Genomic DNA, 24,767 nt, shown 5'->3' with positions numbered 1-24,767 from the left:
CACATCCGCCAAGCACTCCAACCACAAACCACCACTTGACAGCTATAGGAGCATCCCGTCAACCACCGTTCGGCCGCGCACGTGGTTGAACCGTGCTCAACGTCGTACCGGATCGGGTGGGGCTCTCGACTCACCGGCTTGGGGGTTGGAATGGATACCCCATGGGGGTATGGTGCGGGTATGGATGAGCATGTGGGACACGTCGATCAGGCTGGTCATGCCGGGCACTCGGGGGCGATGGAGCACGGTGGGCACTCCGGGCACGGGGATCATGCGGCGCAGTTCAAGGACCGGTTCTGGATCAGCCTGGCGCTGGCGGTGCCGGTGGTGTTCTTCAGCGAGATGTTCGCCGACCTGCTCGGGTACATGCGGCCCGACTTCCTCGGCGCGAGCTGGATCGCCCCGGTGCTCGGGACCGTCATCTTCCTGTACGGCGGGCGCCCGTTCCTGACCGGTGGTTGGGGCGAACTGAAGTCGCGGCGGCCGGGGATGATGCTGCTGATCTCGATGGCGATCACCGTGGCGTTCGTGGCCTCGTGGATCACCACCTTGGAGATCGGTGGTTTCGACCTCGACTTCTGGTGGGAGCTCGCGCTGCTGATCGTGATCATGCTGCTCGGGCATTGGCTGGAGATGCGTGCACTCGGTGCCGCCTCGGGAGCGCTCGATGCGCTGGCCGCGCTACTGCCGGACGAGGCCGAGAAGGTGACCGCCGACGGGGTGGTCGCGGTGTCGCTGCACGAGCTGCAGACGGGCGACGTCGTACTGGTTCGGTCCGGTGGGCGGGTACCGGCGGACGGAACCGTGGTCGAGGGGCAGGCCGAGGTCGACGAGTCGATGATCACGGGGGAGTCGCGGCCGGTGTCGCGGGCGGTCGGCGATTCGGTGGTGGCGGGGACTGTGGCGACCGACAACGCGCTGCGGGTCGAGATCACCGCGGTTGGTGAGGATACGGCGCTGGCGGGGATTCAGCGGTTGGTCGCTGAAGCGCAGGCCTCGTCGTCGCGGGCGCAGGCGTTGGCCGATCGGGCTGCCGCCTTTCTGTTCTACTTCGCGTCGATCGCCGGGCTGATCACGTTCGTGGTGTGGGCATTGCTCGGTGAACTCGATCAGGCCGTCACTCGGACGGTGACTGTGCTGGTGATCGCCTGCCCGCACGCCCTCGGGCTGGCGATTCCGCTGGTGATCGCGATTTCCACCGAGCGGGCCGCGAAGGCCGGCGTACTGGTGAAGAACCGGCTGGCGCTGGAGCGGATGCGGACTGTCGATGTCGTCCTGTTCGACAAGACCGGCACCCTGACCAAGGGTGAGCCCGCGGTGGTCGGCGTTGCCCCGGCGAACGGGGTGACGGAGGACGAGCTGCTGGAGTTGGCCGCTGCGGTTGAGGCGGACAGCGAACACCCGTTGGCGAAGGCGATCGTCCGTGCGGCGAGTGCCAGGGTGGTGAGCGGCGGGACGGCCAGTGACGGCGGTGCGGCGGCGCGCGTCGTCGCGTCGGAATTCCGGTCGCTGACAGGTCGCGGCGTACAAGCTGTTGTCGATGGCAACGAAGTTGCAGTCGGTGGGCCGGCGTTGCTGCGTGAGTACGGCGTGGCCGAGCCGACTGAGCTCGAGTCGCACGTGGCGGAGTGGAAGTCGCAGGGTGCGGCGGTTCTGCAGGTACTGCGGGATCGGCAGGTCGTCGGCGCGATCGCGCTGGCGGATGCGGTTCGCGAGGAGTCGCGCCAGGCGGTGGATGCCCTGCACAAGCGGGGTGTTCGGGTCGCCATGATCACCGGCGACGCACATCAGGTGGCCGAGGCGGTAGCGAGCGAACTCGGCATCGACGAGGTGTTCGCCGAGGTCCTGCCCGGCGACAAGGACGCCAAGGTCAGCGAACTACAAGCCCGCGGCCTCAAGGTAGCCATGGTCGGCGACGGCGTGAACGACGCCCCCGCACTGGCCCGAGCCGAAGTCGGCATCGCAATCGGCGCAGGCACCGACGTAGCAATCGAGTCAGCCGGCGTCGTCCTAGCCGCCGACGACCCACGCGCCGTCCTGTCGGTCATCGACCTGTCCCGCGCCAGCTACCGCAAAATGTGGCAAAACCTCGTCTGGGCCACCGGCTACAACATCATCACCGTCCCACTAGCCGCCGGCGTCCTAGCCTTCGCCGGCATCCTCGTCTCACCCGCCGTAGGCGCCCTCCTCATGTCCATCTCCACCATCGTGGTCGCCCTCAACGCCCAACTCCTCCGCCGCCTAGACCTCCGCCCCGACCGTTTCGTCGCCAAGAACACGTAGTAGTCCTCCCCGCCACCCCTCCGCCCGCTCACCCAGCCGCCCGAACCGCAGCCCACGCCCACCACTACGTGTCCTTCCCGACGCCCAACCCCGACCTAGTCTTGGGGTCAGGGGTGGTCGGGGGCGTTGGCGAGGGTGGCGAATTGGGTGGGGTCGTGGGCGGAGAAGATGGTTAGGTCGGACTGGTGGTGGAGTTCGGCTAGGCGGGCGTGGTTGACGCGGACCTGGGTGAGGTTGAAGGCGACGGCTCGTTCGTTGAAGCGCAGTGGCCAGGGGATTGGGCGGTGGTCGAGGGTGCTGTGGTGGAAGAAGGCGTCTCCTGCATGGACGAGCCAATTGCGGCCGTTGTCTACGGCGACGGCGGCGTGGCCTCGGGTGTGGCCGGGCAGGGGGATCAGGACGACTCCCGGCAGGATCTCCCGGGCGGCTGCGAAGCCGTGCCAGGCGTCGCCGTCCGCGGGGTGCTCGACGAGGTGAGGGCCGTGGGACCACTGGGCGGCTCGGTAGCGCCGCCGCTCTTGCCATGACGGGGCGTGGACCGCCGCCCGGGCCTCGACCGCACTCACGTGTACGGCGGCCTCCGGGAAGTCCGCTAGCCCACCGACATGGTCGAGGTCGAAGTGCGTGAGAACCACATCCCGTACGTCGGTCGCCGCGAACCCCAGTTGCTCGACCTGCCGGATCGCGGTCTCGGCCGGATCGAGCGCCGGCCGGATCAGCCGCCGTACCGGACCTAGCCGGGACGGATCCGCGATATCCGCCAGCCCGAAACCCGTGTCCACCAGAACCAGCTCGTCGGCCGACTCGACCAGCAGCACGTGGCAGACGAGCGGCGCACCGGGGAAGCGGAGGGAACCGCAGTTGAGGTGGTGGACCCGCATCAGCGGGGCGCGGTCAGCAGCTCGGGTCGGCCGATCTGGAGGACCAACGACGCGGTGTCGAAGTAGACGCGTTCGAGGGTGATGCGGTCGCCGGTGAAGAAGAAGACCGCGATCACCGGCACCCGGAATGACTTCCCTGTCGGCGGGAGGCCGTAGAACTCGCCGAGGTTGGTGCCGAGGAGGTCGAACTCGACGATCACCGAGTCGGCCGCTGCATGGAACCGCGCGTTGTCGTGCCGCTGGTCGGGGAACGCCGTACGGGTCAGCGTGTAGTACGCCATCACCTGCTCGGCGCCGTCGAACCGCTGCCCGGTCGGCACGATCTCGTACAGCGGATGACCGTCGAATGTCGCCAGCGTCAGGTCGAACTCCTGCGTCACCTCGGTGTCCATGTGCTCCTGGATCACCGCGATCCGCCGGGCCGCCAGGTCGGCATCCACATTCAGCTCCATGACCGGCAAACCTATGTCAAAAAGCGCGACCGGGCTCCGACGTACCGCGTGAAGGCCTTCGCCGAAGGCTCCGGGCAAGGAGAACAACCATGGAAGCTCTGAGCGTGTTGATCGCCACCAAGCAGGTCGCCGACGACATCCGTGACTCGAACGCCGCGCACCCGCACCACCACATCCCGACGCGCCGCCGGTCGCGGACGTCGGCGGCGCGAAGGTGGTTCCGTCAGTTGGTCGGAGCGTCGGCGCGCAGCAACCCGGTCGACTTCAAATCGGACCACAAGCCGGCCGGGATCTCCGCCTGATCCAGCGCAGCATTCACCCGCACCTCGTCAGCGTTCCGGCACCCGACCGCGATACCGGCGACGGCGGGGTGGAAGCGGGGAAAGGCCAGCGCGGCCGCGGGCAGGGTGACGCCGTGCGACTCGCACACGTCCGCCAACTGGTTCGCCTTGGCGATGAGTGCCGCGTCGGCCGGCGCGTAGTTGAACGTGGCGTCCACCGCGGGCCGAGGCTGCGACAGCAGGCCGGAGTTGAACACGCCGACAGCAACCACCTGTACGTCGTTCGCCAGGCAGGCCGGCAGTACGTCGTCCAGTCCGTCGGGATCGATGAGCGAATAGCGACCGGCCAGCATGATCACGTCGATGTCGATTTCGGTGACGAACCGGGTGAGCATCGCGCTCTGGTTCATCCCGGAACCGATCGCCCCGATCACACCCTGCTCACGCAGTTCGATCAAAGCAGGGAACGCGGTCCCGACGGCCTCGTCGTAGTGGTCGTCCGGGTCGTGCACGAAGACGACGTCGAGCCGGTCGGTACCGATCCGGCGCAGTGAGTCCTCGATACTCCGCAGAACCCCGTCTCGGCTGTAGTCGAAGCGACGGCGGCGCTTGCTGACGACAGCGAAACCTTCGCCGTCCGGCTCCTCCGTGTCGGCCTCATAGATGATCCGGCCGACCTTCGAAGACAGCACGTACTCATCACGGGGCTTCCCTGCGAGCCCGAGGCCGAGTCGCTCCTCGGCCAGCCCGAGCCCATAGTGCGGTGCGGTGTCGAAGAACCTCCACCCCGCATCCCACGCCGCATTCACGGTAGCGACCGCATCGGCCTCGGTGACCTCGGTCCGCAACCCGGCCAGCGGTGCCCCACCGAGCCCGATCTTGGAGTCGCCGAAGATCTTCACGACCGCACCGCCGGGAGCCGCAGGTTCTGCATGCCGCCGTCGACAGCGATCGCCGTACCGGTGGTTGATCCGGCCAGCGGGCTGGCCAGGTACGCGATCGCCTGCGCAACCTCGTCGGCCGACACCAGGCGGCCCATCGGCTGCCGAGCCTCGAGTGCGGCCCGCTCGGCCTCCGGGTCAGTGGCCGCGTCCAGCAGCCGTCCGACCCACGGGGTGTCCGCGGTGCCCGGGTTCACGCAGTTCACCCGGATGCCTTCGCGGACGTGGTCGGCCGCCATCGCCATCGTCAGGGCCAGTACGGCGCCCTTGCTCGCGGAGTACAGGGCGCGGTTCGGCAGACCGGCGGTGGCGGCGATCGAGCAGGTGTTGACGATCGCGGCCGCGGACGACTTCCGCAGGTACGGCAGGGCTGCGCGGGTGACCCGGGCGATGCCGACCACGTTGACGTCCAGCACGCGGTGCCACTCGTCGTCGTCGTTCGCCGCGACGTTGCCCGCGGCGCCGATCCCGGCGTTGTTCACCACGATGTCGATCCCGCCGAGCTTCAGCGCGGCCGCGGCGACCGCGGAGCGGACCGAGGCGTCGTCGGTGACATCGGCGGCGATCCCGGTCAGCGGCTCGGGGACATCGGGCTTCAGGTCGAACACGGCCACCCGCGCGCCGCGAGCGGCCAACAACGTCGCGGCCGCGAGCCCGAGGCCCGACGCGCCGCCGGTGACGACAGCCCGCAGGCCGGCAAAATCCGTATCTACTGGAAGGGCGCTCACTGGTTCTCCTTCGTCAAGTCGTTCCAGATCTTGCCACCCGGGAACCGGAAGTCGGTCAGCGTCTCGGCATCCATCTCGGCGCCGAACCCCGGCTTCACCGGTGCCACGTAGTGCCCGGCCCGGATCACGACCGGGTCCAGGAAGTGCTCGTGCAGGTGGTCGACGTACTCGATCACGCGGTCCTCGACCGACCCGCTGACCGCCACGTAGTCGAACATCGACAGGTGCTGGACCAGCTCACACAGTCCTACCCCGCCTGCGTGCGGGCACACCGGTACGCCGAACTTCGCGGCCAGCAGCAGGATGGCGATGTTCTCGTTCACCCCGGCGACCCGGGCGCTGTCGAGCTGCAGCACGGCCAGTGATCCGGCCTGCAGCATCTGCTTGAACACCACCCGGTTCTGGACGTGTTCGCCGGTGGCGACCCGGGTCGGCGCGATCGCCTTCGCGATGGCCGCGTGGCCGAGGATGTCGTCCGGACTGGTCGGCTCCTCGACCCACCAGACGTCGTACGGCGCGAGGGCCTCGATCCAGCGGATCGCGTCGGAAACGTCCCACCGCTGGTTGGCGTCGATCGCGATCCGGATGTCCGGGCCGACGGCCTCGCGGGCCAGCCGCATCCGGCGGATGTCGTCGTCGAGGTTCGCGCCGACCTTGAGCTTGATCTGGGTGAACCCGTCGGCCACCGCTTCGCGACAGAGCCGGACCAGCTTGGCGTCGTCGTACCCGAGCCAGCCGGGCGTCGTCGTGTACGCCGGGTAGCCGCGCTCACGCAGTTGCGCCTCGCGCTCGCCCCGCCCGGCCTGGGCCTTGCGCAGGATCTCCAGCGCCTCGTCGGGTGTGAGCGCGTCGGTCAGGTAGCGGAAGTCGACCAGGTCGACGATCTGCTCGGGTGTCAGGTCGGACAGCAGCTTCCAGAGCGGTACGCCGGCCCGCTTCGCGGCGAGGTCCCAGACCGCGTTCACGACCGCGCCGATCGCCATGTGCATGACGCCCTTCTCCGGGCCCAGCCAGCGCAGCTGCGAGTCGTGCACGAGCGACGTCCAGAAGGCGCCGAGGTCGTTCAGCGTCGCGTCCAGGTCGAGTCCGACGACGTGGTCCCGCAGCGCCTCGATGGCGGCGGTCTGGACGTCGTTCCCGCGGCCGATCGTGAACGCGAACCCGTGCCCTTCGAGCCCGTCACCGGCATCGGTGCGCAGGATCAGGTACGCCGCCGAGTAGTCCGGATCGGTGTTCATCGCGTCGGAGCCGTCCAGGTCCAGCGAGGTGGGGAAGCGGACGTCGTACGTCTCTAACTCGGTGAAACGTGCCATGGAGTGACCCGATCTGCTGCGGAGGGCGGACTGTCGCTAGAGATCCTATAGGATATGGGCTTGGTCGGCGAGGGGTATGGATCGCCACCACCCACTAAGTGGGCGGCCAGTGTGGGGCGCACGCTCAGCCACCGTGCGAGGGGCACGTCGGTGGTGGGTTGGACGGTGCTGGCGGTCCGCCGACTACAGTCGTCCCCATGACCGCGCTCCGCCTCGGCCAACGCACCTTCCACCCGGGTGAGTTCGCCGTGATGGCGATCGTGAACCGGACTCCGGACTCGTTCTTCGACCGAGGCGCGACGTACGCGACCGACGCGGCGTACGCGGCGATCGACCAAGCAGTCGCGGACGGCGCCGATCTGGTCGACATCGGTGGCGTGAAGGCCGGGTACGGCGAACCGGTCAGCGAGGACGAGGAGTTGCGGCGGACGGTCGATTTCGTGGCCGGGATCCGCGAGCGGCACCCGTCGTTGGTGATCAGCGTGGACACGTACCGCAGCGGTGTCGCACGCCGCGTGGTCGAGGCCGGAGCCGACCTCCTCAATGACACGTGGTCCGGGTCCGATCCCGATCTCGTGTACGCCGCGGCCGAGTTCGGCGCGGGCCTCGTCTGCAGTCACGTCGGCGGACTCTCGCCGCGTACCGACCCACACCGGATGGCGTACGACGACGTGGTCGCGGACGTCATCCGTACGACGACCGGTCTGGCCGATCGCGCGGTTGCCGCCGGGGTGCGGCCGGACGGGATTCTCATCGATCCGACTCACGACTTCGGCAAGAACACCCTGCAATCGCTCGAGCTGACGCGCCGGCTGGACGAGTTGGCCGCGACCGGTTGGCCGGTGCTCGTCGCCGTGTCGAACAAGGACTTCATCGGCGAAACGCTCGAACTGCCACCGGGTCAGCGCGGGAACGGGACGCTGGCCGCGTTGAGCATCTCGGCGTGGCTTGGTGCCCGGGTGTTCCGGGTACACGACGTACCGGCCGCGCGGCAAGCGCTCGACCTGATCGCCGTACTGCGCGGAACCGCTCAGCCCGCGGGAACCCGAAGGAGCCTGGCCTGATGCACCAGCTGGACGAACTGTCCGACGACGACCTGATCGACGTCTACCAGATCGAGGACCGATCGGTACCGCATCTCCGGGCGAACTTCGTCAGCAGCCTCGACGGCGCAGTCGAGATCGACGGCCAGTCCAAGGCCTTGTCGAGTGACTCCGACAGCCGCGTCTTCAGCATGATCCGCCGCCTCGCCGACGTCGTCCTGGTCGGCGCCGGCACGATCCGCGACGAGGGCTACAGCCCCCTCCGCCTCTCCGCCGCGAGCCGCGCCTGGCGAACCACCCAGGGCCTGCCTGGGAACCCGACCCTCGCGGTCGTTTCCTCCCGCCTGGAACTGAGCCCGGTCAACCCGATCTTCCAGTCCGCCGTGCGCCCCATCATCGTCACCCACGAAGCCTCCCCGACCGACCGTCGCAAGGCGCTGGCCGAGGTCGCCGACCTGATCGTCCTAGGCGCCGCCGAGGTAGACCTAGCCGCCGTGCTCAAGGAGCTAGCCGCCCGTGGCCTGCCCCAAGTCCTCAGCGAAGGCGGCCCGCACCTCCTAGGCGCCCTAACCAGCGCCGACCTGGTAGACGAACTCTGCCTAGCCCTGGCCCCCCTCCTAGCCGGCCCCGGCTCCGGCCGCATCACCGCCGGCGTCCCCACCACCCTCACCCGCAAGCTCAAACTCGCCACCATGGTCGCCGCCCCCGACGACTACCTCTTCTTCCGCTACCTCCGGGAGTCCTGACGTGCCCGTAGTAAGCGCCGCAGTCTGCCCCCACCCACCCCTCCTCGTCCCCGAAGTAGCCACCGGCGCCGCCCCCGACCTAGACGAACTACGAGCCGTCTGCCTAGCAGCCGTCAACCACCTAGCGGCCGCGGACGGGATCCTCGTCATCGGCGCCGCGCCCCCGGCGCCCGCCCAGGGAGCTGGCTCTGGGCTCGTCTCCTCCCCGGACACCCCCGGCCTGGCGCTCGGTGGGGGGCGGGGTGTCTGGTACGACGGTTCGGCGGGTGGTGGGTTCGGCGCGTACGGCGCTCCGTCCGTCCGGTTCGGGGATGGGCCTGCGGTGCTGCCGCTCTCGCTGGCGATCGGCGGCTGGCTACTTGAGCAGTCGAAGGCTGCCGGCCTGCCACGCACCTACCGGGCGATCGACCCCGCGACTCCACCTGCCGACTGCCTCGAGCTGGGGAGGAGCATTGCCCAGGGCAACCACCGCATCGGGTTGCTGGTGATGGGCGACGGCGCTCCCCGACGCAGCGAGCACTCGCCGGTGCACCTGCATCCCCGCGCCGAGATCTTCGACCAGACAGTGGCTGCAGCACTCGCCGCCGCGGATGCCGACGTACTGGCCGCTCTCGACCCCGACCTCGCAACAGAGCTACAAGCTGCCGGCCGCGCGCCGTGGCAGGTGCTGGCGGGTGCGCTCGGCGACCTGCAGGGTGACCTCCGGTACGACGCAGCGCCGTACGGAGTCGGGTACTTCGTGGCCAGCTTCAGCTGACGGGCACAGCCGGCCAGCGCGGTGCGGTCGCAGCAAGGTCCTCACGACCAACTGCGATGAGCTGCTCCACCAGCTCAGCCCGAGCAGCCTGTACGGCGGCTACTGCGGCCTCGACTGTTTCGTGGGGCCCGGACCACCTGCAGGCCGCGTCGCCGGCATACCAGTCGCCGGCGGCAGAACGCCGTACATGCGAGGCGGCCAGCCGCGCGGCCGGGAGGTACTGGCCGGCCAGCTGGATGACGGCGTCGACGGCCACGACCGGAGCGGTCAGATCCAGCAGCGGACGCAGCTCAACCGCGTCCGTGCGGATGAACTCATACCCTGCAGGCGCCTGCGAGGCCAGCCAAGCCAGGGCCTCGTCGGCGGTCTGTCGAAGCGACTCCGGCTCCGCAAGCGTGTGGACTCCGCACTGCCGCGTGTGCGTCGGCCGGAGCTCGTTCTGCCAGAGGCGGACCTGCAGCTCGTCCCGTCCGGACAACCGCCGCCCCAGGATGCGAGCCAGTCCGACGATGTCGAAGTTCAGCTCGTCCGGGGTGCGCCTCCGCCCTGGCTCGAATGGCATGCCCGGCAGTGTCCCCCGAGTGGTCCACGGCCCGACATGCCACCGAGTCAGAACAGTCACGCCCATGACCCTACCGAGTCAGGCCTTGACCGGTGCATCCACACCGAACGTCTTGGCGAGGTCGGTGAGGATCACCCAGGCGCCCTGCAGACCGACGGCGGTCATCCAGGTCAGGTCCGGAACCTCGTGCACCTTCGGCGCGAGCGGCTTCCACAGCGGGTTGGCCTTGAACTCCGCCGCGGTCTTGGCGCCAACGCCCTTGTCATCCGCGAACGTGGTGACGAAGATCGCGTCCGCGTCGGCGTCCTTGATCCGCTCCGGGCCGATCTCCAGGGCGAACCCGTCGACGGCCTGGGACTTCGGCCGGGCCAGGCCGGCGTCCTTCAGCACGATGCCGGAGAAGGTGGACTGCTGGTAGAGCCGGGTCGGTCCGTCGAGGAACCGGACCACCGAGATCGTCGGGTTCTTCGCCTTCGCGTTGATCGCAGCGCCGACGGTCTTGGCCGCGGTCTCGTACGACGAGATCTCCTTCTCGGCCAGGGCTTCCTCACCGAGCGCCTTGCCCTCGAGCCGGATGTTGTCCTTCCAGGTCGGCCCGGTGGTCGCCGACATGATCGTCGGCGCGATCTTCGACAGCTGCTCGTAGAGCTTCTCGTGCCGGACCTTGGCGGTGATGATCAGGTCCGGGTCGAGGTCGGCGATCTTCTCCAGGTTCGGCTCGGCCAGCGTGCCGACCGCCTGCGCGTCCTTACCGAGCGTGTCGCGGTCGGCACCCAGGTACTCCGGCAGCTTGTCCTTGATGCTGCGGTAGTCGGTGTAGCCGACCACCGGGGTGTCCAGGATCAGCGTGGCGTCGACGAAGCTGGCGTCCAGGGCGACGACCCGCTTCGGCTTGGCGGGGATCTCGGTCTTGCCCATCGCGTGCTCGATGGTCCGCGGGAAGCCGGTCGACGACGAACCGGATGCCTCCGGGGTTTTGCCTTCGTCGGACGAGCCACAGCCGGTGAGGGCCAATGCGGTGACAGCGAACAGAGCGGTGATGCGGTGCAGGCGCACGGATCTCTCCAGGTAGGGTGTTCGACGACCTCTGACTAGTAAGGCAACCCTAACCTATGTCGCCCTCGGCTCGACGCGCCGCATCCCTTGTGACGTTGGCGATCGTCCTCGTTGTGGTCTTCGTGGCCAGCCTGGCGTTCGGGTCTCGTTGGCTCGGCCCGGGCGCGCTCTGGCACGCCATGACGGCGAACGACGGCTCCGACCCGGACGTGATCATCCGGAGTCTGCGGGCGCCCCGCACGATCGTTGCCGTGCTCATCGGTCTCTGTCTCGGTGTCGCCGGCGCTCTGATGCAAGGCCACACGCGCAATGCGCTCGCCGAGCCCGGCATCTTCGGTGTGAGCGCCGGCGCTGCCTTCGCTGTAGTCCTCGGACTACAGCTCGGAGTCGTCGAGTCAGTCGGGGAAACAGTCTGGGTAGCACTCGCAGGCGCGCTACTGGCTACGTACGGCGTGCAGCGGCTGGCGTCGCGGGGGAGTGGCGCTACTCCGGTCGGGCTGGCGCTGACGGGTGCTGCGGTCGCCGCACTGCTCGGTGCGATGACCTCGGCGATCGTGCTGCTGGACAGCACCACGCTGGACAGTTATCGCTTCTGGGCGGTCGGATCGGTGGCAGGACGCGGTCTGGACGTCGCTGGCCAGGTGCTGCCGTTCGCAGTAGTCGGTCTGGCGCTCGCTGCGGTCAACGCACGTGATCTCGACCTGCTGGCTCTCGGTGACGACGTGGCTGCGGGACTCGGTCTTTCGATCCCCCGAGCCCGTCTGATCGGGCTAGGCGCAATCGGCTTGCTCACTGCGGCCGGAGTGGCGGCCTGCGGCCCGATCGGCTTCCTGGGCTTGCTGTCCGGCCATGTGGCTCGGCAGATCTTCGGTTCTCGCAACACCTGGCTGATCCCAGGCGCCGGACTGGTCGGTGCGAGCACCATGGTGCTCGCCGACCTCGTCGGCCGGTTGATCGGCGGTGCTGGTGAAGTGCAGGCCGGTGTGGTGCTCGGCATCGTCGGTGCGCCCCTGTTCGTGCTGGTGGTACGTCGCCGGGCGGTGGTGCTGTGAAGTCCCGCACCGTCGTGCTGAGCCTGGTCCTCGCCGCACTCGCAGTCGCGGTAGCCCTGCTGTCGTTGAGCATCGGTACGTCGAAGGTCCCGCTCGCCGACGTGATCGACGTACTGCTCGGTGGTGGTCGCCGTGGGCAACGACTGATCGTGCTGGACCTGCGACTGCCCCGAGTCGCCACCGGACTGCTGGTCGGGATCGCCTTCGCTGTGTCCGGTGCACTCCTGCAAACCCTGTCCCGCAACGCGTTGGCCAGTCCAGACATCGTCGGTGTGAACTCAGGTGCCTCTGCCGGAGCAGTGGCAGTGATCGTGCTGGCCGGGAGCGGTGGCGGCAACATCTCCGGCTTCGCAGGCCAGGTCGGGATCCCACTGGCCGCCGTACTCGGCGGACTGCTGGCCACCGTGATTGTCGGCGCCCTGTCGATCCAGCGCGGTCAGGTCGACGGTGGCCGGGTTGTGCTGATCGGTGTGGGTGTTGCGGCTGCTGCGAACTCTCTGGTCGCCTGGATGCTGGTCATCGGGGACGTGAATGACGCGGGTCGCGCAGCGGCCTGGCTGGCCGGTTCGCTCAACTCACGCGAGTGGAGCGACGCCGTCCCGGTGCTGATTGCCGTGGTGGTGCTGTTGCCGGTAGCAATCATGTTCAACCGCGACTTGTCGGCCATGGTGCTCGGTGACGACGTGGCGTCCTCACTCGGTGTTCGCGTGGCTCGCATCCGGCTGCTCCTGCTGATTGTGGCGACGGTGCTGGCCGCGATGGCGACTGCAGGGGCCGGGCCGATCGCTTTCGTCGCTCTGGTGGCTCCGCAGGTCGCACTGAGACTGACCCGGATGGAACGGCCGCCGCTGGTGACATCCGCGTTGCTGGGCGCAGTGTTCGTCGTACTGGCTGATCTGCTCGCACGAAACGGCCTGGGCTGGCTCCACTTCGGACCGTATGAGTTGCCCGTTGGCGTGCTCACCGCCGCAGCCGGAGCGCCGTACCTGCTTCATTTGATCGGCCGTCAGCAGAAGGGACGCTGAAGTGCACGTCGAGAACCTCACCCTCGCGTACGGCGCAGATGCGCCGGTCGTGACCGGTCTGACGCTGGAGGTGCCGGCCGGGCGGTTGACGACGATCGTCGGACCGAACGGGTCCGGCAAGTCCACACTGCTGCGTGGCATGAGCAGACTGATGCCTCCGCAGAGCGGTCAGGTGTTGCTGGACGGAGAGGACATCCACAAGCTGCCCGCCCGTGAGCTGGCGCGGCGACTCGGTGTGCTGCCGCAGGGCCCGGTAACACCGGAAGGCATCACAGCTGCCGAGCTGGTGTCGCGTGGTCGGCATCCGCACCGCGGTCTCTTCGGACGGCTGACTCCTGAAGATGACGCAGCGATCGAGGAGGCCTTGGCTGCGGTCGAACTCACTGAGCTGCGGGATCGTCCGGTTGATCAGCTGTCCGGTGGGCAGCGGCAGCGGGTCTGGATTGCCATGGTGCTGGCCCAGGGGACCGCGCACCTGCTGCTGGACGAGCCCACGACGTACCTCGATCTGGCGCACGCCGTGGACGTGATGAACGTCGTCCACGCTGCAGCGCACACCTCCGGTCGCACTGTCGTGGTCGTGCTGCACGACCTCACGCTGGCCGCGCAGTACGCCGATCACCTGGTGGTGATGGGCGCCGGTGCGATTGCCGCTCAGGGGCGACCGGCCGACGTACTGACCGAAGAGTTGCTGGATGAGGTGTTCGGGCTGAAGGCCTCGGTGGTGGAGGTCGGTGGAGCACCTGTGGTGGTGCCGGATCGTAGGCTTGCTGGGTGACCCACTCCGTTCGTTCCCTCGTGGACACCCTGGCCGACTCGGTCGAGTGGTTGTCCGTGCGGACAGCGGACGCCGTACCGGGACCGGAGTGGGTGTCCTGCGCACAGGTCGTCGCTGAGCAACAGGCGGGCGGGGATCCGACTCTTGGCTGGCGTAGTCGGGTAGCGGCCGACTATGCGCGTGATTACGGCATTGATCCGCCGGTTCAGGTCGCGGCGATGTTCACGCTGATGTGGTACGTCCAAGTGCCGGCCCTGGTTGCCGGAGTGCTCGGTGCGGCCGTGGGCGTCACCCCAGAGGTTTCCCCCGACACGCTGGCGTTTCGGGTGCATCCGACGGCGCACTACCCAGTCGAGGTTGCTCTGCTGTCCGACCGCGTCGTACCGGTGCAGACGGCGGCAATGCAGCTTCAGCAGCATGCCAAGGCGTTCCTGGACTCGTACCGGCCCGGGGTGAAGATCAGCTCGCTGCAACGGTTCGGAGCAGTGGACGACGAAGTACGGTCCGCGCTGAGGTTGCCGGACAGTGCGCCGTACGCCGATGAAGCGGCTGCTGCGTTCGGCGTCTCGCTGGAGCAGAAGCTGCGGACGTCGTGCTGCTACTTCTACGTCCTGCCGAAAGTGAACGCCTGCACCACTTGTCCCAGGTTCCGCCGAATGGTCTATACCAACACCATCTAAAGGATTGCCCGGCTCCGGATCGGCGCTGAGGCTGTTCCGCATGCGGTGGATACGTGCAGTGCTGACAGGCGCACTCCTGGTGACTTCGGCGGCCCTGGCGCCGATGGCACAGGCAAGGGAGGCGGCCGGTGCTCTTCCGGGTATGTGGACCGAGACGGCGTACAACTCGGTCTTCAAGGACAGTGGGCGCTCTCCCGAGGCCCGCGACGACATCCGTCTCGACACGGCGAAGAACGACTACGAGGGTGCGCAGATCGTGCTGCGGGGGTCCGCCGCGTTCACGGTGAACAGCATCGAGTTCACGTCGCTGACTGGGCCCTCGGACGCCATACCGGCCAGCGAGATCGGCTACAACCCGGTCGGGTACGAGTACCTGAACCACAACTCGGTCCTTGGCTGGGACGCCAACAGCTTCGTGACCCCGACAGTCCGCAAGGGCGCCGGTGACTATCCGGACCGCCTGCTGAACGCGCAGTCCATCGCCGTACCGGCCAACCAGACCCAGTCGATCTGGGTCCGCGTGCACGTGCCCGCCACGGCCGCAGGTGGTGTCTACACCGGCCGGGCCACCGTGAAGACGACGAACGGCGACCTGTCGGTTCCGATCACCGTCAACGCCCGCAACGTGGTGATCCCGCCGGCCAACCAGAGCGAGTTCACCAACGTGATGTGGACGAACTTCCTTGGCCTGACGTCCTGGGACCCGGGCAAGGGCGACACGGTCGAGCTGTTCTACGGGTACAAGCGCTACTCGGCGGACTGGTGGCAGCTGATCGACAACTGGGCCGAGTACATGAAGCGGTACCGGCAGAACAACCTGCAGCTGCCGCTGCTCAGTCTGCTCCGCGACGGCGGCAGCACGGTCGATGCCAATGGCAAGTACACCTTCAACTGGAGCAGGTTCGACGAGGTGGCGCAGCGCTTCCTGGACAAGGATGTCGTGCACACGCTTGAGCTCTTCACCGGCGCCGGCCCGAAGGACAAGGACCACAATCCGGAGTACCCGCGGTACATGACCGAGGTGATCCCGAAGAACCCGAGCCAGGCGGTCCCGGACTACCCGTACTGGAACACGCCTCAGGCCGACAACTGGTACGCGCAGTTCTACCCGGCGGTGCGGCAGCACATGATCGACAAGGGCTGGCAGGACAAGTCCTGGATCCACGTGGGTGACGAGCCCAACCCGGGCATCGAGGGCTGGGACGGCATCTACGCGAAGCTGAAGCAGTACTGGCCGGAGGCGAAGGTCGGTGACGCGGTGGTCAACGCGCAGGCCGAGCATGTGGCCGACCAGACCGACATCGTGATCCCTAACCTGCACACCTACACCGCTGTCACCCAGCCCGACGGCGGCAACCTGTTCGACGACGACCGGCGCGGCGGGAAGCCGTTGTGGTTCTACAACTGCAACATCCCGGCCGGCAACCACCTGAACAGGTTCATCGACCAGCCGCAGTGGAGTCAGCGCCAGACCATGTGGCTGGCCTACAACAAGGGCGCCACCGGCTACCTGCACTGGGCCTACGGCAACTGGCAGTTCGACATGAACGCCCAGGACGTCAAGGGCGACGGCTACATCGTGCGGCCCGATAAGGCCAACCACACCATTGAGTCGTCGACGCGCTACGAGTCGCTGCGGGACGGCATGGAGGACTGGGAGGTCCTCAACAAGCTCGGCAAGACCAATCCGGGGCTGGCACACGACCTGGCCAACGCTGTGGTGCAGGCGAGCGACACCTACACGCCGGACGTCGACTACATGCAGCGGGTACGGCGGATTGCTCTCGACGCTGCCGGTGGTTTGCCGGTGATCGCCAAGGACCTGGCGCGGAATCGCGTCTCGACCGCCTCCAGCGGTGACTCCAACAAGGCCGTCGACGGCGACAGTACGACGGCGTGGCAGCCCACCTCGGGTACTGGGACCAACTGGGTCCAGGTCGACCTCGGTCGGCAGGCACAGGTGGACGGTGTCCGACTGCAGTGGGGTGCGACCTGGGCGAGCAAGTACCGGGTGCTGACGTCGTTCGACGGCACCAAGTGGACTGAGGCCGGCACGCGCGCCGACAACCCGAAGGACGACAAGGCGAAACCCGGTGGGGATGACTTCGTCGGTCTCAATGCGAAGGCGCGGTACCTCCGGGTCGAGGCAACCGCCTCCAGCGGCGGTGCGACGCCGTACCAGTTGCTCTCGCTTGAGGTGGCCGGCAACCTGCTGCTGCAGCAGGACATCGCAGCTGGCAAGGCGACGACCCACACTGCGCCCTCGGGGCGGTTCCCGGACTCGGGGAACGAGGCGACCGACGGTGTGCTGAGTGACAACTGGGGTGACGGCAAGAGCTTCGGCTACGAGCTGTCGACGATCGGCAGTGCGATCCGGCCGACGGTCACCATCGACCTGGGCTACTCGCAGGCTGTCGGCACCGTGCGGTTCCATGCCTACCAGGAGTACCCGGACTACCGGCCGGACATGATCACTGTCGAGACCAGTGGTGACGGAACGACCTACACCGAGCGGGGGCGGCTGAGCTTCGTCAATGGGGCCTCGAGCATCTGGTACGACCTCGGGTTCGCACCGGCGAACGCACGCTTCATCCGGGTGTCCTTGGACAAGAAGATGAACAACAAGTACCAGAGCGGTGTTTTCGTCGACGAGATCGAGGCGTACGGCGCCGGTCAGCCGGGTGACGTGATTCCGGGGTCGACGGCGTACAAGTACAACGACCACCAGGTGATCTTCGCGCCGACTGCCACCGCGACGATGGGGCGCTTCGACTGGAGTCCCACGGCAGGTCTTAAGCGCGACGACCTCGGCGGCGGTCCGATCTCGGGGAAGACCAGTGGGTACGCCTGGAACAACCAGCAGCACGCGGTGGCTCGCGGTCTGAACGGGAAGCTGCAGCACTGGTGGTGGATCGACGGCGAGTCGGCGCCGCACTACGCGGACTGGGGTGGCGATGCGGCCAGCGACCCCACAGCGGTCGTCTGGTCCGGGCAGCAGCATATCTTCGCGCGATCGTCGTCGGCCGATCTGCAGCACTGGTGGTGGGACCCAGCCGATGGACAGCTGCGCCTCGACAGGTGGGCCGGTGCGCCAGGGCCGATCGTCGGCACACCGTCGACGTACGTGTGGGGTAACCAGCTGCATGTGGTCGCACGGGGTGCCAACAACCACCTGTACCACTGGTGGTGGGTGACCGGTGAGTTCGAGCCGCACTTCGACGACTGGGGTGGTGAGGCGTACTCCGACCCGACGACGTTCGTCTGGAACGGACAGCAGCACGTGTACACCCAGGCGGCCGACGGTCAGCTCTACCACTGGTTCTGGGACGCAGGTAGCGGTCTGAACCGCGTGAAGTGGGGCGGTGCGCCGGGCAAGTTCGTTGGTGCGCCATCGTCGTTCAAGACGGCTACTCAGCAGCATGTGGTGGCGCGTGGCCCGAACAACACCCTCTACCACTGGTGGTGGGACCAGGGCCTCGGCACTGTGCAGTGGGAGGACCGCGGTGGCGAGGTGTACTCCGACCCGGTCGCCTTCGAGTACGGCAACCAGCACCAGTACTTCGCGCAGAGCAAGTCGAACACGCTGGCGCACTGGTGGTGGATTCCGGGTGACCCGAACAACGGATGGCACTACAACGACTGGGGCGGGAGTGTGAAGTACCCGTAGTAACCTGCGAGCCGTGTCCACTGACAACCGGCTGACAGCCCGCCAGGCGGCCGCCGAGCAGACGAGACAGAAGCTGCTCGCGGCCGCCGTGGCGGAGTTCTCACAGCGGCCGTACGACGAGGTCACGGTCGGCGGCATCGCCCGCGCGGCCGGAGTGGCGCACGGACTGGTGTCGCACCACTTCCAGGGCAAGCAGGGTGCGTACGTGGCCGCGGTCGACGCGGTCTATGGGCAGATGCGGACAGCCGACGACGCTGACCTGGCGGTGGAGGCTGTCGGCGACCGGCTCCGGCAGCGCTTCCACCGGTTCCTCACGTTCGTGGCTGCGAACCCGGACACTGCCCTCAACCTGGTCCTCGCCTCCGGTCGCGACGACGCGTTTGCTGCTCGCCGGGAGTACTCGATCTCCGTCGTGGCCGGCTGGCTGGACCTGCCGGCCGACAACGCAGCTGTCACCGTCGCGCTCGCCGCTTTCGCGGACGCGGCTGAAGGGCTGGCCGCCGAGTGGCTCCGGAGCGGCCGGACGTTCACCGTGGACGCCATGACGGAGGCCTTCCTCGCACTCCTGGCCGGCGCTCTCCGCAGCGCCCAGGCCCTTGACCCGTCGCTCGACGTACGTCCCGCGCTCGCACTGCTCTGATCCCGGTCGCTTGGCTGACTGGCGTACTCGCGTAAGCTTTTCGTTGATCGTTAATCAATGACTTGTGATCAATGAGGAGATGGCTGTGAAGCTTGGCGTCACGCTGCCGCAGGACTGGAAGTTCGATCCGCAGATCGCCCTGACCCGGGCTGCCCGAGAGGCCGAGGAGACCGGGTACGACAGCGTCTGGGTGTTCGAGCGGATCCTCTATCCGCAGGACCAGACCGGTGTCCACGGGTTCGGCGCGTACGGCGCCTGGCCGGACGGGTACCGCAAGGTCCTCGATCCGCTGGTCGCGATGAGCCTGGCGGCCGCTGTGACCACGCGGGTCCGGCTTGGGTCGGCCGTCATCGTGCCGCCGCTGCACGTGCCCTACCGGCTCGCTCGTTCACTGGCCGGGATTGGCGCCGCCAGCGGTGGGCGGGTGGTCGCGGGGTTCGGGACGGGCTGGTCGGTCGATGAGTTCGCTGTCGCGGCGCCGCGGCCTCTCGCGGAGCGCGGTGCTGCGCTGGACGAGTTCCTGGATGTGGCCGACGCGGTGTGGGGCCCGGACCCGGTTTCGTTCGAGAACGAGCGCTACACGCTGTGGCCTGCGGAAATCGGTCCGAAGCCGGCTGCGAAGATCCCCGTTTACCTCGGCGGGTGGGGGCCTCGGGCGCTCAGCCGGGTGGCTCGGCGCGCTGACGGGTGGTTGCCGGTGATGGTTCCGCCGGCTCAGATCGGTACGACGCTGGCCGAGTTGCGGAAGCAGGCCGACGAGTACGGCCGGGATCCGGAGTCGGTTCGCGCGATCGCGGTCGTCGCGCTCGGTGGGGAATTGGCCCGGGTCGTGTCGGCGGAGCGAGCGCCGTACCAAGGCAGTGTTGAGCAGATCATGGGCGATCTCGCGGAGCTGGCGTCGGTGGGGGTCGACGAGGCGGTGCTGACACTGCCCGCGGTGGCTCGTGACATCGAGGAGTACAGCGACCTATTGAAGCGCTTCCACCAGGAATTTCTAGCCCTGTAAGGGAAATTGTCGGTGGCGCCGTGCAGGATGCGGGGCATGACTTACGGACTGCAGGCGTCATCGACGAGTAATCCGGACTTGGTTGTCCGGGCCCGCCACGAGAGCTACGGTCGCTGACGTGGCCTCGTCCGGTGGTGCTCCGGCGACGACCCCGATCGGCTCCCGGGCCGAGGCGGAGGGATACGTCGCGATGGTCTGTTTCAAGCACGGCCCTCCGCAGCTGCACGGCGTCGAGCTGGAGTGGACCGTTCATCACGCGGATGACCCGCGACGGCCGCTCGACGCCGGTCGGCTGAGCAAGGCACTGGGCGTGCATGCGCCCGCCACCCTGGTCCCCGGCAGCCCACAGCTGCCACTGGGCCGGGGTGCTCTGGTCACTGTGGAGCCGGGTGGCCAGGTGGAGATCTCCGGTCCCGCCTCTGCGTCGATCCAGCAGTTGGTCGACCACACCGCCGCCGACGCGGCCGAGCTGGCCGCGTTGTTGCAGTCCGACGGCCTGGTCCTCGGCGAGCACGGCCTGGACGCGTTCCGCAGTCCGCGCCGCATTCTCACCGTCCCGCGCTACGCGGCGATGGAGCACGCCTTCGAGCGGCTCGGCCCACACGGGCCGCGGATGATGTGCAGTACCGCGGGACTGCAGGTCTGCCTCGATGCTGGCGAGGCGGACCAGACCGCACTGCGCTGGCGCGCGCTGCACGATCTCGGGCCGACCCTGGTCGCGCTCTTTGCCAACTCGCGGCACCGGGCCGGGTCCGACACAGGCTGGGCTTCTGCACGCACCGAGGCGACATTCGGGACTTGTGCGCCGTTCACCGAGCCACCGCCGCTGGACGGAGATCCGGCCGCGGCCTGGGCCCGGACCGCGATGGAGGCGCCGGTGTTGTGCCTGCGCCGTGGTGACAGTTGGGATGCACCGGACGGTCTCACCTTCGGCGACTGGGCCGATGGCCGGCTGGCCGGCGACAGACCGTCGTACGACGACCTTGAGTACCACCTGTCCACGCTGTTCCCGCCGGTGCGGCCGCGTGGCTACCTGGAGGTTCGCTACCTCGACACCCAGCCGGGAGACGGGTGGATCGCCCCGACCCTGCTGATCAGCGCGCTGATGTCCGACCCGGCCCGCATCGACCAGGTGCTGGCCGCGGCCGAGCCAGGTGCCGGGCGCTGGTTCCCAGCAGCCCGAGAGGGCCTCAACGACAAGCCGGTTGCGCAGGCCGCCGCCGAGGTCGTTGACCTGGGCATCGGTCTGCTGGACCGCACCGGCGTCACCCCAGAGCTTCGTACTGCGGTCGCAACCCGGCTGCAGCACCTCGTCGACGACACCCACGGAAGGCGCGCCTCATGAGCCAGCACCAACTCTCCGATCTGACTGAAGAGGGCCTGCGGGCGTTCGTGGGGGAGCAGCTGGAGCGGTCGCGGCGGCGGACTGCTCAGCTGGCCGATGCGGTCGACGTCGAGGACCTGGTCAAACAGCATTCGAAGTTGATGTCGCCACTGATCTGGGACTACGCACACATCGGCAACCAGGAAGAGCTCTGGCTGGTCCGGGATGTCGGCGGTCGCGAACCGCTGCGCCAGGACATCGACGAGCTGTACGACGCGTTCATGCATCCGCGCGCGGATCGGCCGACCCTGCCGTTGCTGGGACCGGTGGAGACACGGGCCTATGTCGAAGAGGTGCGGGACAAGGTGCTCGATGTGCTCGACCACGTGAAGTTCGACGGCGGTCGTGAGCTGGTCGACAACGGGTTCGCGTTCGGGATGATCGTGCAGCACGAGCAGCAGCACGACGAGACGATGCTGGCGACACACCAGTTGCGGCGCGGCGTACCGGTCCTTGATGCACCACCGCCGCCAGCTGGCCGCCGCTTGCCCGCTCCCGAGGTGCTGGTGCCCGGCGGGGTCTTCGAGATGGGGACGTCCGTCGAGCCGTGGGCGCTGGACAACGAGCGTCCGGCCCATGCGGTCCGGGTGGCGCCGTACGTGATCGACACGGTGCCGGTGAGCAATGGGGACTACCTGCGGTTCGTGACCGGTGGTGGGTATCAGGATCCGCAGTGGTGGTCCGAGACCGGCTGGGCCCACGTCCAGAAGGCCTCGCTGACCGGACCGCGGTTCTGGGAGCTCGTAGACGGCGATTGGTGGCAACTGCGCTTCGGTAAGCGGTCGCCGCTGCCGCTCGATGAGCCCGTAATGCACGTCTGCTTCTACGAGGCCGAGGCCTACGCGAAGTGGGCCGGCAAGCGGCTACCAACCGAGGAGGAGTGGGAGTTCGCAGCCCGTTTCGACCCGGCAAGCGGCCGCACGCGACGCTTCCCCTGGGGTGACGAAACTCCAGGCCCGCACCACGCGAACCTAGGCCAGCGCCACCTCGGCCCAGCCCCAGTCGGCGCCTACCCAGCCGGTGCGTCACCACTAGGCGTCGAGCAACTCATCGGCGATCTCTGGGAGTGGACCTCGAGCGACTTCACGCCGTACCCGGGCTTCCGCGCCTTCCCGTACGACGAGTACTCGCTGGTCTTCTTCGGCCCCGACTACAAGATCCTCCGCGGCGGCTCCTTCGCCACCGACGAGGTAGTTGCCCGAAGCACCTTCCGCAACTGGGACTACCCCATCCGCCGCCAGATCTTCGCCGGCTTCCGCTGCGCCCGCGACCCCCGCCCGGAAGAACTCTGATGTGCCGCCACCTCGCCTACCTAGGCCCACCGGTGCCCCTCGCCGCCCTGGTCCTGGACCCAGACCACTCCCTCTACGAACAGTCCTGGGCCCCCACCGACATGCGCGGCGGCGGCACCGTCAACGCCGACGGCTTCGGCCTCGGCTGGTACCCGAAGCCGGACGCGGACGCAGCGCAAGCAGACCCCGCCCCCGCGTCCCCCGCCCCCTCTCCACTCCGGTATCGCAGGAACGTGCCGATCTGGACGGATGACAACCTTCGCGATCTTGCTGAGGGGATCATCTCGGGCGCGGTCATCGCCGCCGTACGGAACGGGACGGATCGGATGCCGCACGACGAGTCGGCGGTGGCGCCGTTCCGAAGCGGCAACTGGTTGTTCAGTCACAACGGCCGCATCCCAGACTGGCCCGAGTCGACGGTGAAGGTGGCTGAGCAGTTGCCGGTCGCGGAGCTGCTGACACTTGGTGCTCCGGTGGACTCCGCGCTCCTGTTCGCGCTGATCACGCACCGACTCACCAGTGGGGAAGACCCCGCCGAGGCCGTGGCATCCGTCGTACAGGACGTGGAGGCGGCGGCACCGGGATCGCGGCTGAACGTATTGCTGACCGACGGCGCGCAGGTTGTCGCCACCACGTGGACACATTCGCTCTGGGTACGCCGGACTCCCGACTCGACCACCGTCAGTTCGGAACCGTTCGGGATCGGGCACTGGGACGAGGTCCCCGACCGATCCTTGCTCGTGGCCACCGCTACCACGCTGAGCATCACCCCGATGGAAGGACCGCAGTGACCCAGATCGACGTCCATCTCACGCCGGACTATGCCGCTCGTACCCTTCGCGAGGATGTCCGCGCCGGACTGACCGCCGACGCGAAATGGCTGCCGCCGAAATGGTTCTACGACGCGCGCGGCAGCGAACTGTTCGAAGAGATCACCCGCCTCCCCGAGTACTACCCGACCCGCGCCGAGCGCGAGATCCTGCACGCCCGCAGCGGCGAGATCGCGCGACTCACCAAGGCCCACACCCTCGTCGAGCTCGGATCCGGCTCCTCGGAGAAGACCCGCCTCCTGCTCGACGGTCTCCGCGACCACGGCACGCTGACCACCTTCGTCCCACTCGACGTCTCCGAGTCGGCGCTGCGCGAGGCGTCGGACGCGATCAACGCCGACTACCCGACGATCGACGTACACGGCGTGGTCGGTGACTTCACCGCCCACCTCGACAAACTCCCCGGCGACCCGCCCCGCCTGGTCGCCTTCCTCGGCGGCACGATCGGCAACCTGCTCCCCGCCGAGCGAGCCACCTTCTACCGCTCGATTCGCGACGTCCTCGAACCAGGCGAGTGGCTCCTCCTCGGCACCGACCTGGTCAAGGACCCAGCCACCCTCGTCGCCGCGTACGACGACGCCCAGGGCGTGACCGCGGAATTCAACCGCAACGTCCTCCGCGTCATCAACCGCCAACTAGGCGCCGACTTCGACGTAGACGCCTTCGAACACGTAGCCCGCTGGGACCCCGACAACGAGTGGATCGAAATGCGCCTCCGCGCCACCAGTCCACAACGAGTCCTGATCCCCGAAGTCCACCTGGAGATCGACTTCGCCCAAGGCGAAGAACTCCACACCGAGATCTCCGCCAAGTTCCGCCCCGAACGAGTAACCACCGAACTGACCGCCGCCAACTTCACCCCCGCCGCCTGGTGGACCGACCCCCAAGCCCGCTTCGCCCTATCCCTCTGGCAAGCCGCCTAACCCCCACCCCGCCTGCCCCGTTCCCCATTTGGTGGGTGAACTCCAAGGCCGGTTAGTCAAGCGGTTCGGGGTGGTGTCAAGAGTGGTGCTGTATGGCGCGGCTGGGGAGCGCTACCCCACCGAATCGGCGGGTGGGGCTCCCCGGTCGTGTGGAAAGGTGGTGGTGGGTCTTCCCCGAATCGGTTTGGGGAGGATGTTGGCCGGTGTCGATCTGGTGTGGGGGGTGGATATCGGTCGTATTTGGGGGGTGGGTCCTCCCCGAATGGCTCCGGGCGGTGCGCTGGCGCTCCGCATGATCGGACTCAGCCGGCTGAGGCTACGTCGGTCGGCAACTTTGGGGCGCCATAGCGAAAAAAGTACCGCCCAACGCACAACCACCCCGCACACCCAGGAGCGGCAGTGCGGCGCGGCGCGGCGTGGTGAGGCGTGGGGCGGGGCGGGGTGAGG

General features: G+C 68.0%; 22 protein-coding genes. 15 read left to right on the top strand and 7 right to left on the bottom strand.

Going from position 1 to position 24,767, the window contains the following annotated elements; translation table 11 throughout:
- Positions 1-180: 180 nt before the first annotated feature.
- A complete protein-coding gene (locus tag ABD231_RS42020; protein WP_344166056.1) occupies positions 181-2,283 on the top strand; it encodes a heavy metal translocating P-type ATPase in 2,103 nt (700 codons plus the stop codon).
- A gap of 107 nt (positions 2,284-2,390) precedes the next feature.
- On the opposite strand, the gene ABD231_RS42015 is transcribed toward ABD231_RS42020, so the two are convergent.
- The 5 genes from ABD231_RS42015 to ABD231_RS41995 all read right to left on the bottom strand — a co-directional run bounded on the left by ABD231_RS42015 (position 2,391) and on the right by ABD231_RS41995 (position 6,879).
- Positions 2,391-3,164 carry an MBL fold metallo-hydrolase gene (locus ABD231_RS42015; RefSeq protein ID WP_344166054.1) on the bottom strand — a complete coding sequence of 258 codons (774 nt, stop codon included), beginning with the start codon at positions 3,162-3,164 and terminating at the stop codon, positions 2,391-2,393.
- On the bottom strand, positions 3,164-3,616 hold the full coding sequence (locus ABD231_RS42010; protein ID WP_344166052.1) for an ester cyclase: 453 nt from the start codon (positions 3,614-3,616) through the stop codon (positions 3,164-3,166). Before ABD231_RS42010 ends, ABD231_RS42015 begins: the two co-directional genes overlap by 1 nt.
- Before the next feature lie 223 nt (positions 3,617-3,839).
- Positions 3,840-4,799 (bottom strand): aldo/keto reductase, encoded by a 960-nt coding sequence (locus tag ABD231_RS42005; RefSeq protein WP_344166050.1) that lies wholly within the window; start codon positions 4,797-4,799, stop codon positions 3,840-3,842.
- On the bottom strand, positions 4,796-5,566 hold the full coding sequence (locus ABD231_RS42000; RefSeq protein WP_344166048.1) for an SDR family NAD(P)-dependent oxidoreductase: 771 nt from the start codon (positions 5,564-5,566) through the stop codon (positions 4,796-4,798). The genes ABD231_RS42005 and ABD231_RS42000 overlap by 4 nt, the downstream gene beginning before the upstream one ends.
- Positions 5,563-6,879, bottom strand: coding sequence for an L-fuconate dehydratase (locus tag ABD231_RS41995; protein ID WP_344166046.1), 1,317 nt, complete (start codon positions 6,877-6,879; stop codon positions 5,563-5,565). The genes ABD231_RS42000 and ABD231_RS41995 overlap by 4 nt, the downstream gene beginning before the upstream one ends.
- Before the next feature lie 197 nt (positions 6,880-7,076).
- Between ABD231_RS41995 and folP the strand changes: the two genes are divergently transcribed.
- The 3 genes from folP to ABD231_RS41980 are packed head-to-tail and all read left to right on the top strand — an operon-like array spanning position 7,077 to position 9,425.
- The gene (gene folP / locus ABD231_RS41990; protein ID WP_344166044.1) at positions 7,077-7,943 is read left to right on the top strand and encodes a dihydropteroate synthase; all 867 of its coding nucleotides are present in this window, start codon (positions 7,077-7,079) and stop codon (positions 7,941-7,943) included.
- Positions 7,943-8,668: a pyrimidine reductase family protein gene (locus tag ABD231_RS41985; RefSeq protein WP_344166042.1), complete on the top strand. Its 726-nt coding sequence runs from the start codon at positions 7,943-7,945 to the stop codon at positions 8,666-8,668. Before folP ends, ABD231_RS41985 begins: the two co-directional genes overlap by 1 nt.
- Before the next feature lies 1 nt (position 8,669).
- Positions 8,670-9,425 carry a class III extradiol ring-cleavage dioxygenase family protein gene (locus ABD231_RS41980; protein ID WP_344166040.1) on the top strand — a complete coding sequence of 252 codons (756 nt, stop codon included), beginning with the start codon at positions 8,670-8,672 and terminating at the stop codon, positions 9,423-9,425.
- On the opposite strand, the gene ABD231_RS41975 is transcribed toward ABD231_RS41980, so the two are convergent.
- Positions 9,418-9,987: a hypothetical protein gene (locus tag ABD231_RS41975; protein ID WP_344166038.1), complete on the bottom strand. Its 570-nt coding sequence runs from the start codon at positions 9,985-9,987 to the stop codon at positions 9,418-9,420. The genes ABD231_RS41980 and ABD231_RS41975 overlap by 8 nt on opposite strands.
- Positions 9,988-10,065: 78 nt before the next feature.
- Positions 10,066-11,043: an ABC transporter substrate-binding protein gene (locus tag ABD231_RS41970; RefSeq protein ID WP_344166036.1), complete on the bottom strand. Its 978-nt coding sequence runs from the start codon at positions 11,041-11,043 to the stop codon at positions 10,066-10,068.
- 89 nt (positions 11,044-11,132) lie between these two features.
- Between ABD231_RS41970 and ABD231_RS41965 the strand changes: the two genes are divergently transcribed.
- The 11 genes from ABD231_RS41965 (at position 11,133) to egtD (ending at position 24,320) form a co-directional block, all read left to right on the top strand.
- A complete protein-coding gene (locus ABD231_RS41965; RefSeq protein ID WP_344166034.1) occupies positions 11,133-12,095 on the top strand; it encodes a FecCD family ABC transporter permease in 963 nt (320 codons plus the stop codon).
- Positions 12,092-13,120: a FecCD family ABC transporter permease gene (locus ABD231_RS41960; RefSeq protein WP_344166033.1), complete on the top strand. Its 1,029-nt coding sequence runs from the start codon at positions 12,092-12,094 to the stop codon at positions 13,118-13,120. The genes ABD231_RS41965 and ABD231_RS41960 overlap by 4 nt, the downstream gene beginning before the upstream one ends.
- Before the next feature lies 1 nt (position 13,121).
- Positions 13,122-13,898 carry an ABC transporter ATP-binding protein gene (locus ABD231_RS41955; protein ID WP_344166031.1) on the top strand — a complete coding sequence of 259 codons (777 nt, stop codon included), beginning with the start codon at positions 13,122-13,124 and terminating at the stop codon, positions 13,896-13,898.
- Positions 13,895-14,578 (top strand): (2Fe-2S)-binding protein, encoded by a 684-nt coding sequence (locus tag ABD231_RS41950; protein ID WP_344166029.1) that lies wholly within the window; start codon positions 13,895-13,897, stop codon positions 14,576-14,578. Before ABD231_RS41955 ends, ABD231_RS41950 begins: the two co-directional genes overlap by 4 nt.
- Positions 14,579-14,618: 40 nt before the next feature.
- Positions 14,619-18,245 (top strand): glycoside hydrolase domain-containing protein, encoded by a 3,627-nt coding sequence (locus ABD231_RS41945; protein ID WP_344166028.1) that lies wholly within the window; start codon positions 14,619-14,621, stop codon positions 18,243-18,245.
- A 13-nt stretch (positions 18,246-18,258) separates the two neighbouring features.
- On the top strand, positions 18,259-18,885 hold the full coding sequence (locus ABD231_RS41940) for a TetR/AcrR family transcriptional regulator (protein ID WP_344166027.1): 627 nt from the start codon (positions 18,259-18,261) through the stop codon (positions 18,883-18,885).
- A gap of 79 nt (positions 18,886-18,964) precedes the next feature.
- A complete protein-coding gene (locus ABD231_RS41935) occupies positions 18,965-19,891 on the top strand; it encodes a TIGR03619 family F420-dependent LLM class oxidoreductase (RefSeq protein ID WP_344166025.1) in 927 nt (308 codons plus the stop codon).
- A 118-nt stretch (positions 19,892-20,009) separates the two neighbouring features.
- The gene (locus ABD231_RS41930) at positions 20,010-21,236 is read left to right on the top strand and encodes a glutamate-cysteine ligase family protein (protein ID WP_344166023.1); all 1,227 of its coding nucleotides are present in this window, start codon (positions 20,010-20,012) and stop codon (positions 21,234-21,236) included.
- On the top strand, positions 21,233-22,567 hold the full coding sequence (gene egtB / locus ABD231_RS41925; protein ID WP_344166021.1) for an ergothioneine biosynthesis protein EgtB: 1,335 nt from the start codon (positions 21,233-21,235) through the stop codon (positions 22,565-22,567). The genes ABD231_RS41930 and egtB overlap by 4 nt, the downstream gene beginning before the upstream one ends.
- Positions 22,567-23,358 (top strand): ergothioneine biosynthesis protein EgtC, encoded by a 792-nt coding sequence (egtC, locus tag ABD231_RS41920; RefSeq protein ID WP_344166019.1) that lies wholly within the window; start codon positions 22,567-22,569, stop codon positions 23,356-23,358. Before egtB ends, egtC begins: the two co-directional genes overlap by 1 nt.
- Positions 23,355-24,320: an L-histidine N(alpha)-methyltransferase gene (egtD, locus tag ABD231_RS41915; protein ID WP_344166017.1), complete on the top strand. Its 966-nt coding sequence runs from the start codon at positions 23,355-23,357 to the stop codon at positions 24,318-24,320. Before egtC ends, egtD begins: the two co-directional genes overlap by 4 nt.
- Positions 24,321-24,767 lie beyond the last annotated feature (447 nt).

It is taken from the genome of Kribbella yunnanensis (assembly GCF_039529655.1).
Taxonomy (GTDB): domain Bacteria; phylum Actinomycetota; class Actinomycetes; order Propionibacteriales; family Kribbellaceae; genus Kribbella; species Kribbella yunnanensis.
Note: the sequence above shows the minus strand (reverse complement) of the source record. Positions and strands in the feature narration are given on the sequence as shown.

Bases quoted from the DNA above. Each gene is read 5' to 3' on its own strand.
- ABD231_RS42020 (WP_344166056.1), top strand. From the start codon at position 181: ATGGATGAGCATGTGGGACACGTCGATCAGGCTGGTCATGCCGGGCAC.
- ABD231_RS42015 (WP_344166054.1), bottom strand. From the start codon at position 3,164: ATGCGGGTCCACCACCTCAACTGCGGTTCCCTCCGCTTCCCCGGTGCG.
- ABD231_RS42010 (WP_344166052.1), bottom strand. From the start codon at position 3,616: ATGGAGCTGAATGTGGATGCCGACCTGGCGGCCCGGCGGATCGCGGTG.
- ABD231_RS41995 (WP_344166046.1), bottom strand. From the start codon at position 6,879: ATGGCACGTTTCACCGAGTTAGAGACGTACGACGTCCGCTTCCCCACC.
- folP (WP_344166044.1), top strand. From the start codon at position 7,077: ATGACCGCGCTCCGCCTCGGCCAACGCACCTTCCACCCGGGTGAGTTC.
- ABD231_RS41985 (WP_344166042.1), top strand. From the start codon at position 7,943: ATGCACCAGCTGGACGAACTGTCCGACGACGACCTGATCGACGTCTAC.
- ABD231_RS41975 (WP_344166038.1), bottom strand. From the start codon at position 9,987: ATGCCATTCGAGCCAGGGCGGAGGCGCACCCCGGACGAGCTGAACTTC.
- ABD231_RS41945 (WP_344166028.1), top strand. From the start codon at position 14,619: ATGCGGTGGATACGTGCAGTGCTGACAGGCGCACTCCTGGTGACTTCG.
- ABD231_RS41935 (WP_344166025.1), top strand. From the start codon at position 18,965: ATGGCTGTGAAGCTTGGCGTCACGCTGCCGCAGGACTGGAAGTTCGAT.
- egtB (WP_344166021.1), top strand. From the start codon at position 21,233: ATGAGCCAGCACCAACTCTCCGATCTGACTGAAGAGGGCCTGCGGGCG.
- egtC (WP_344166019.1), top strand. From the start codon at position 22,567: ATGTGCCGCCACCTCGCCTACCTAGGCCCACCGGTGCCCCTCGCCGCC.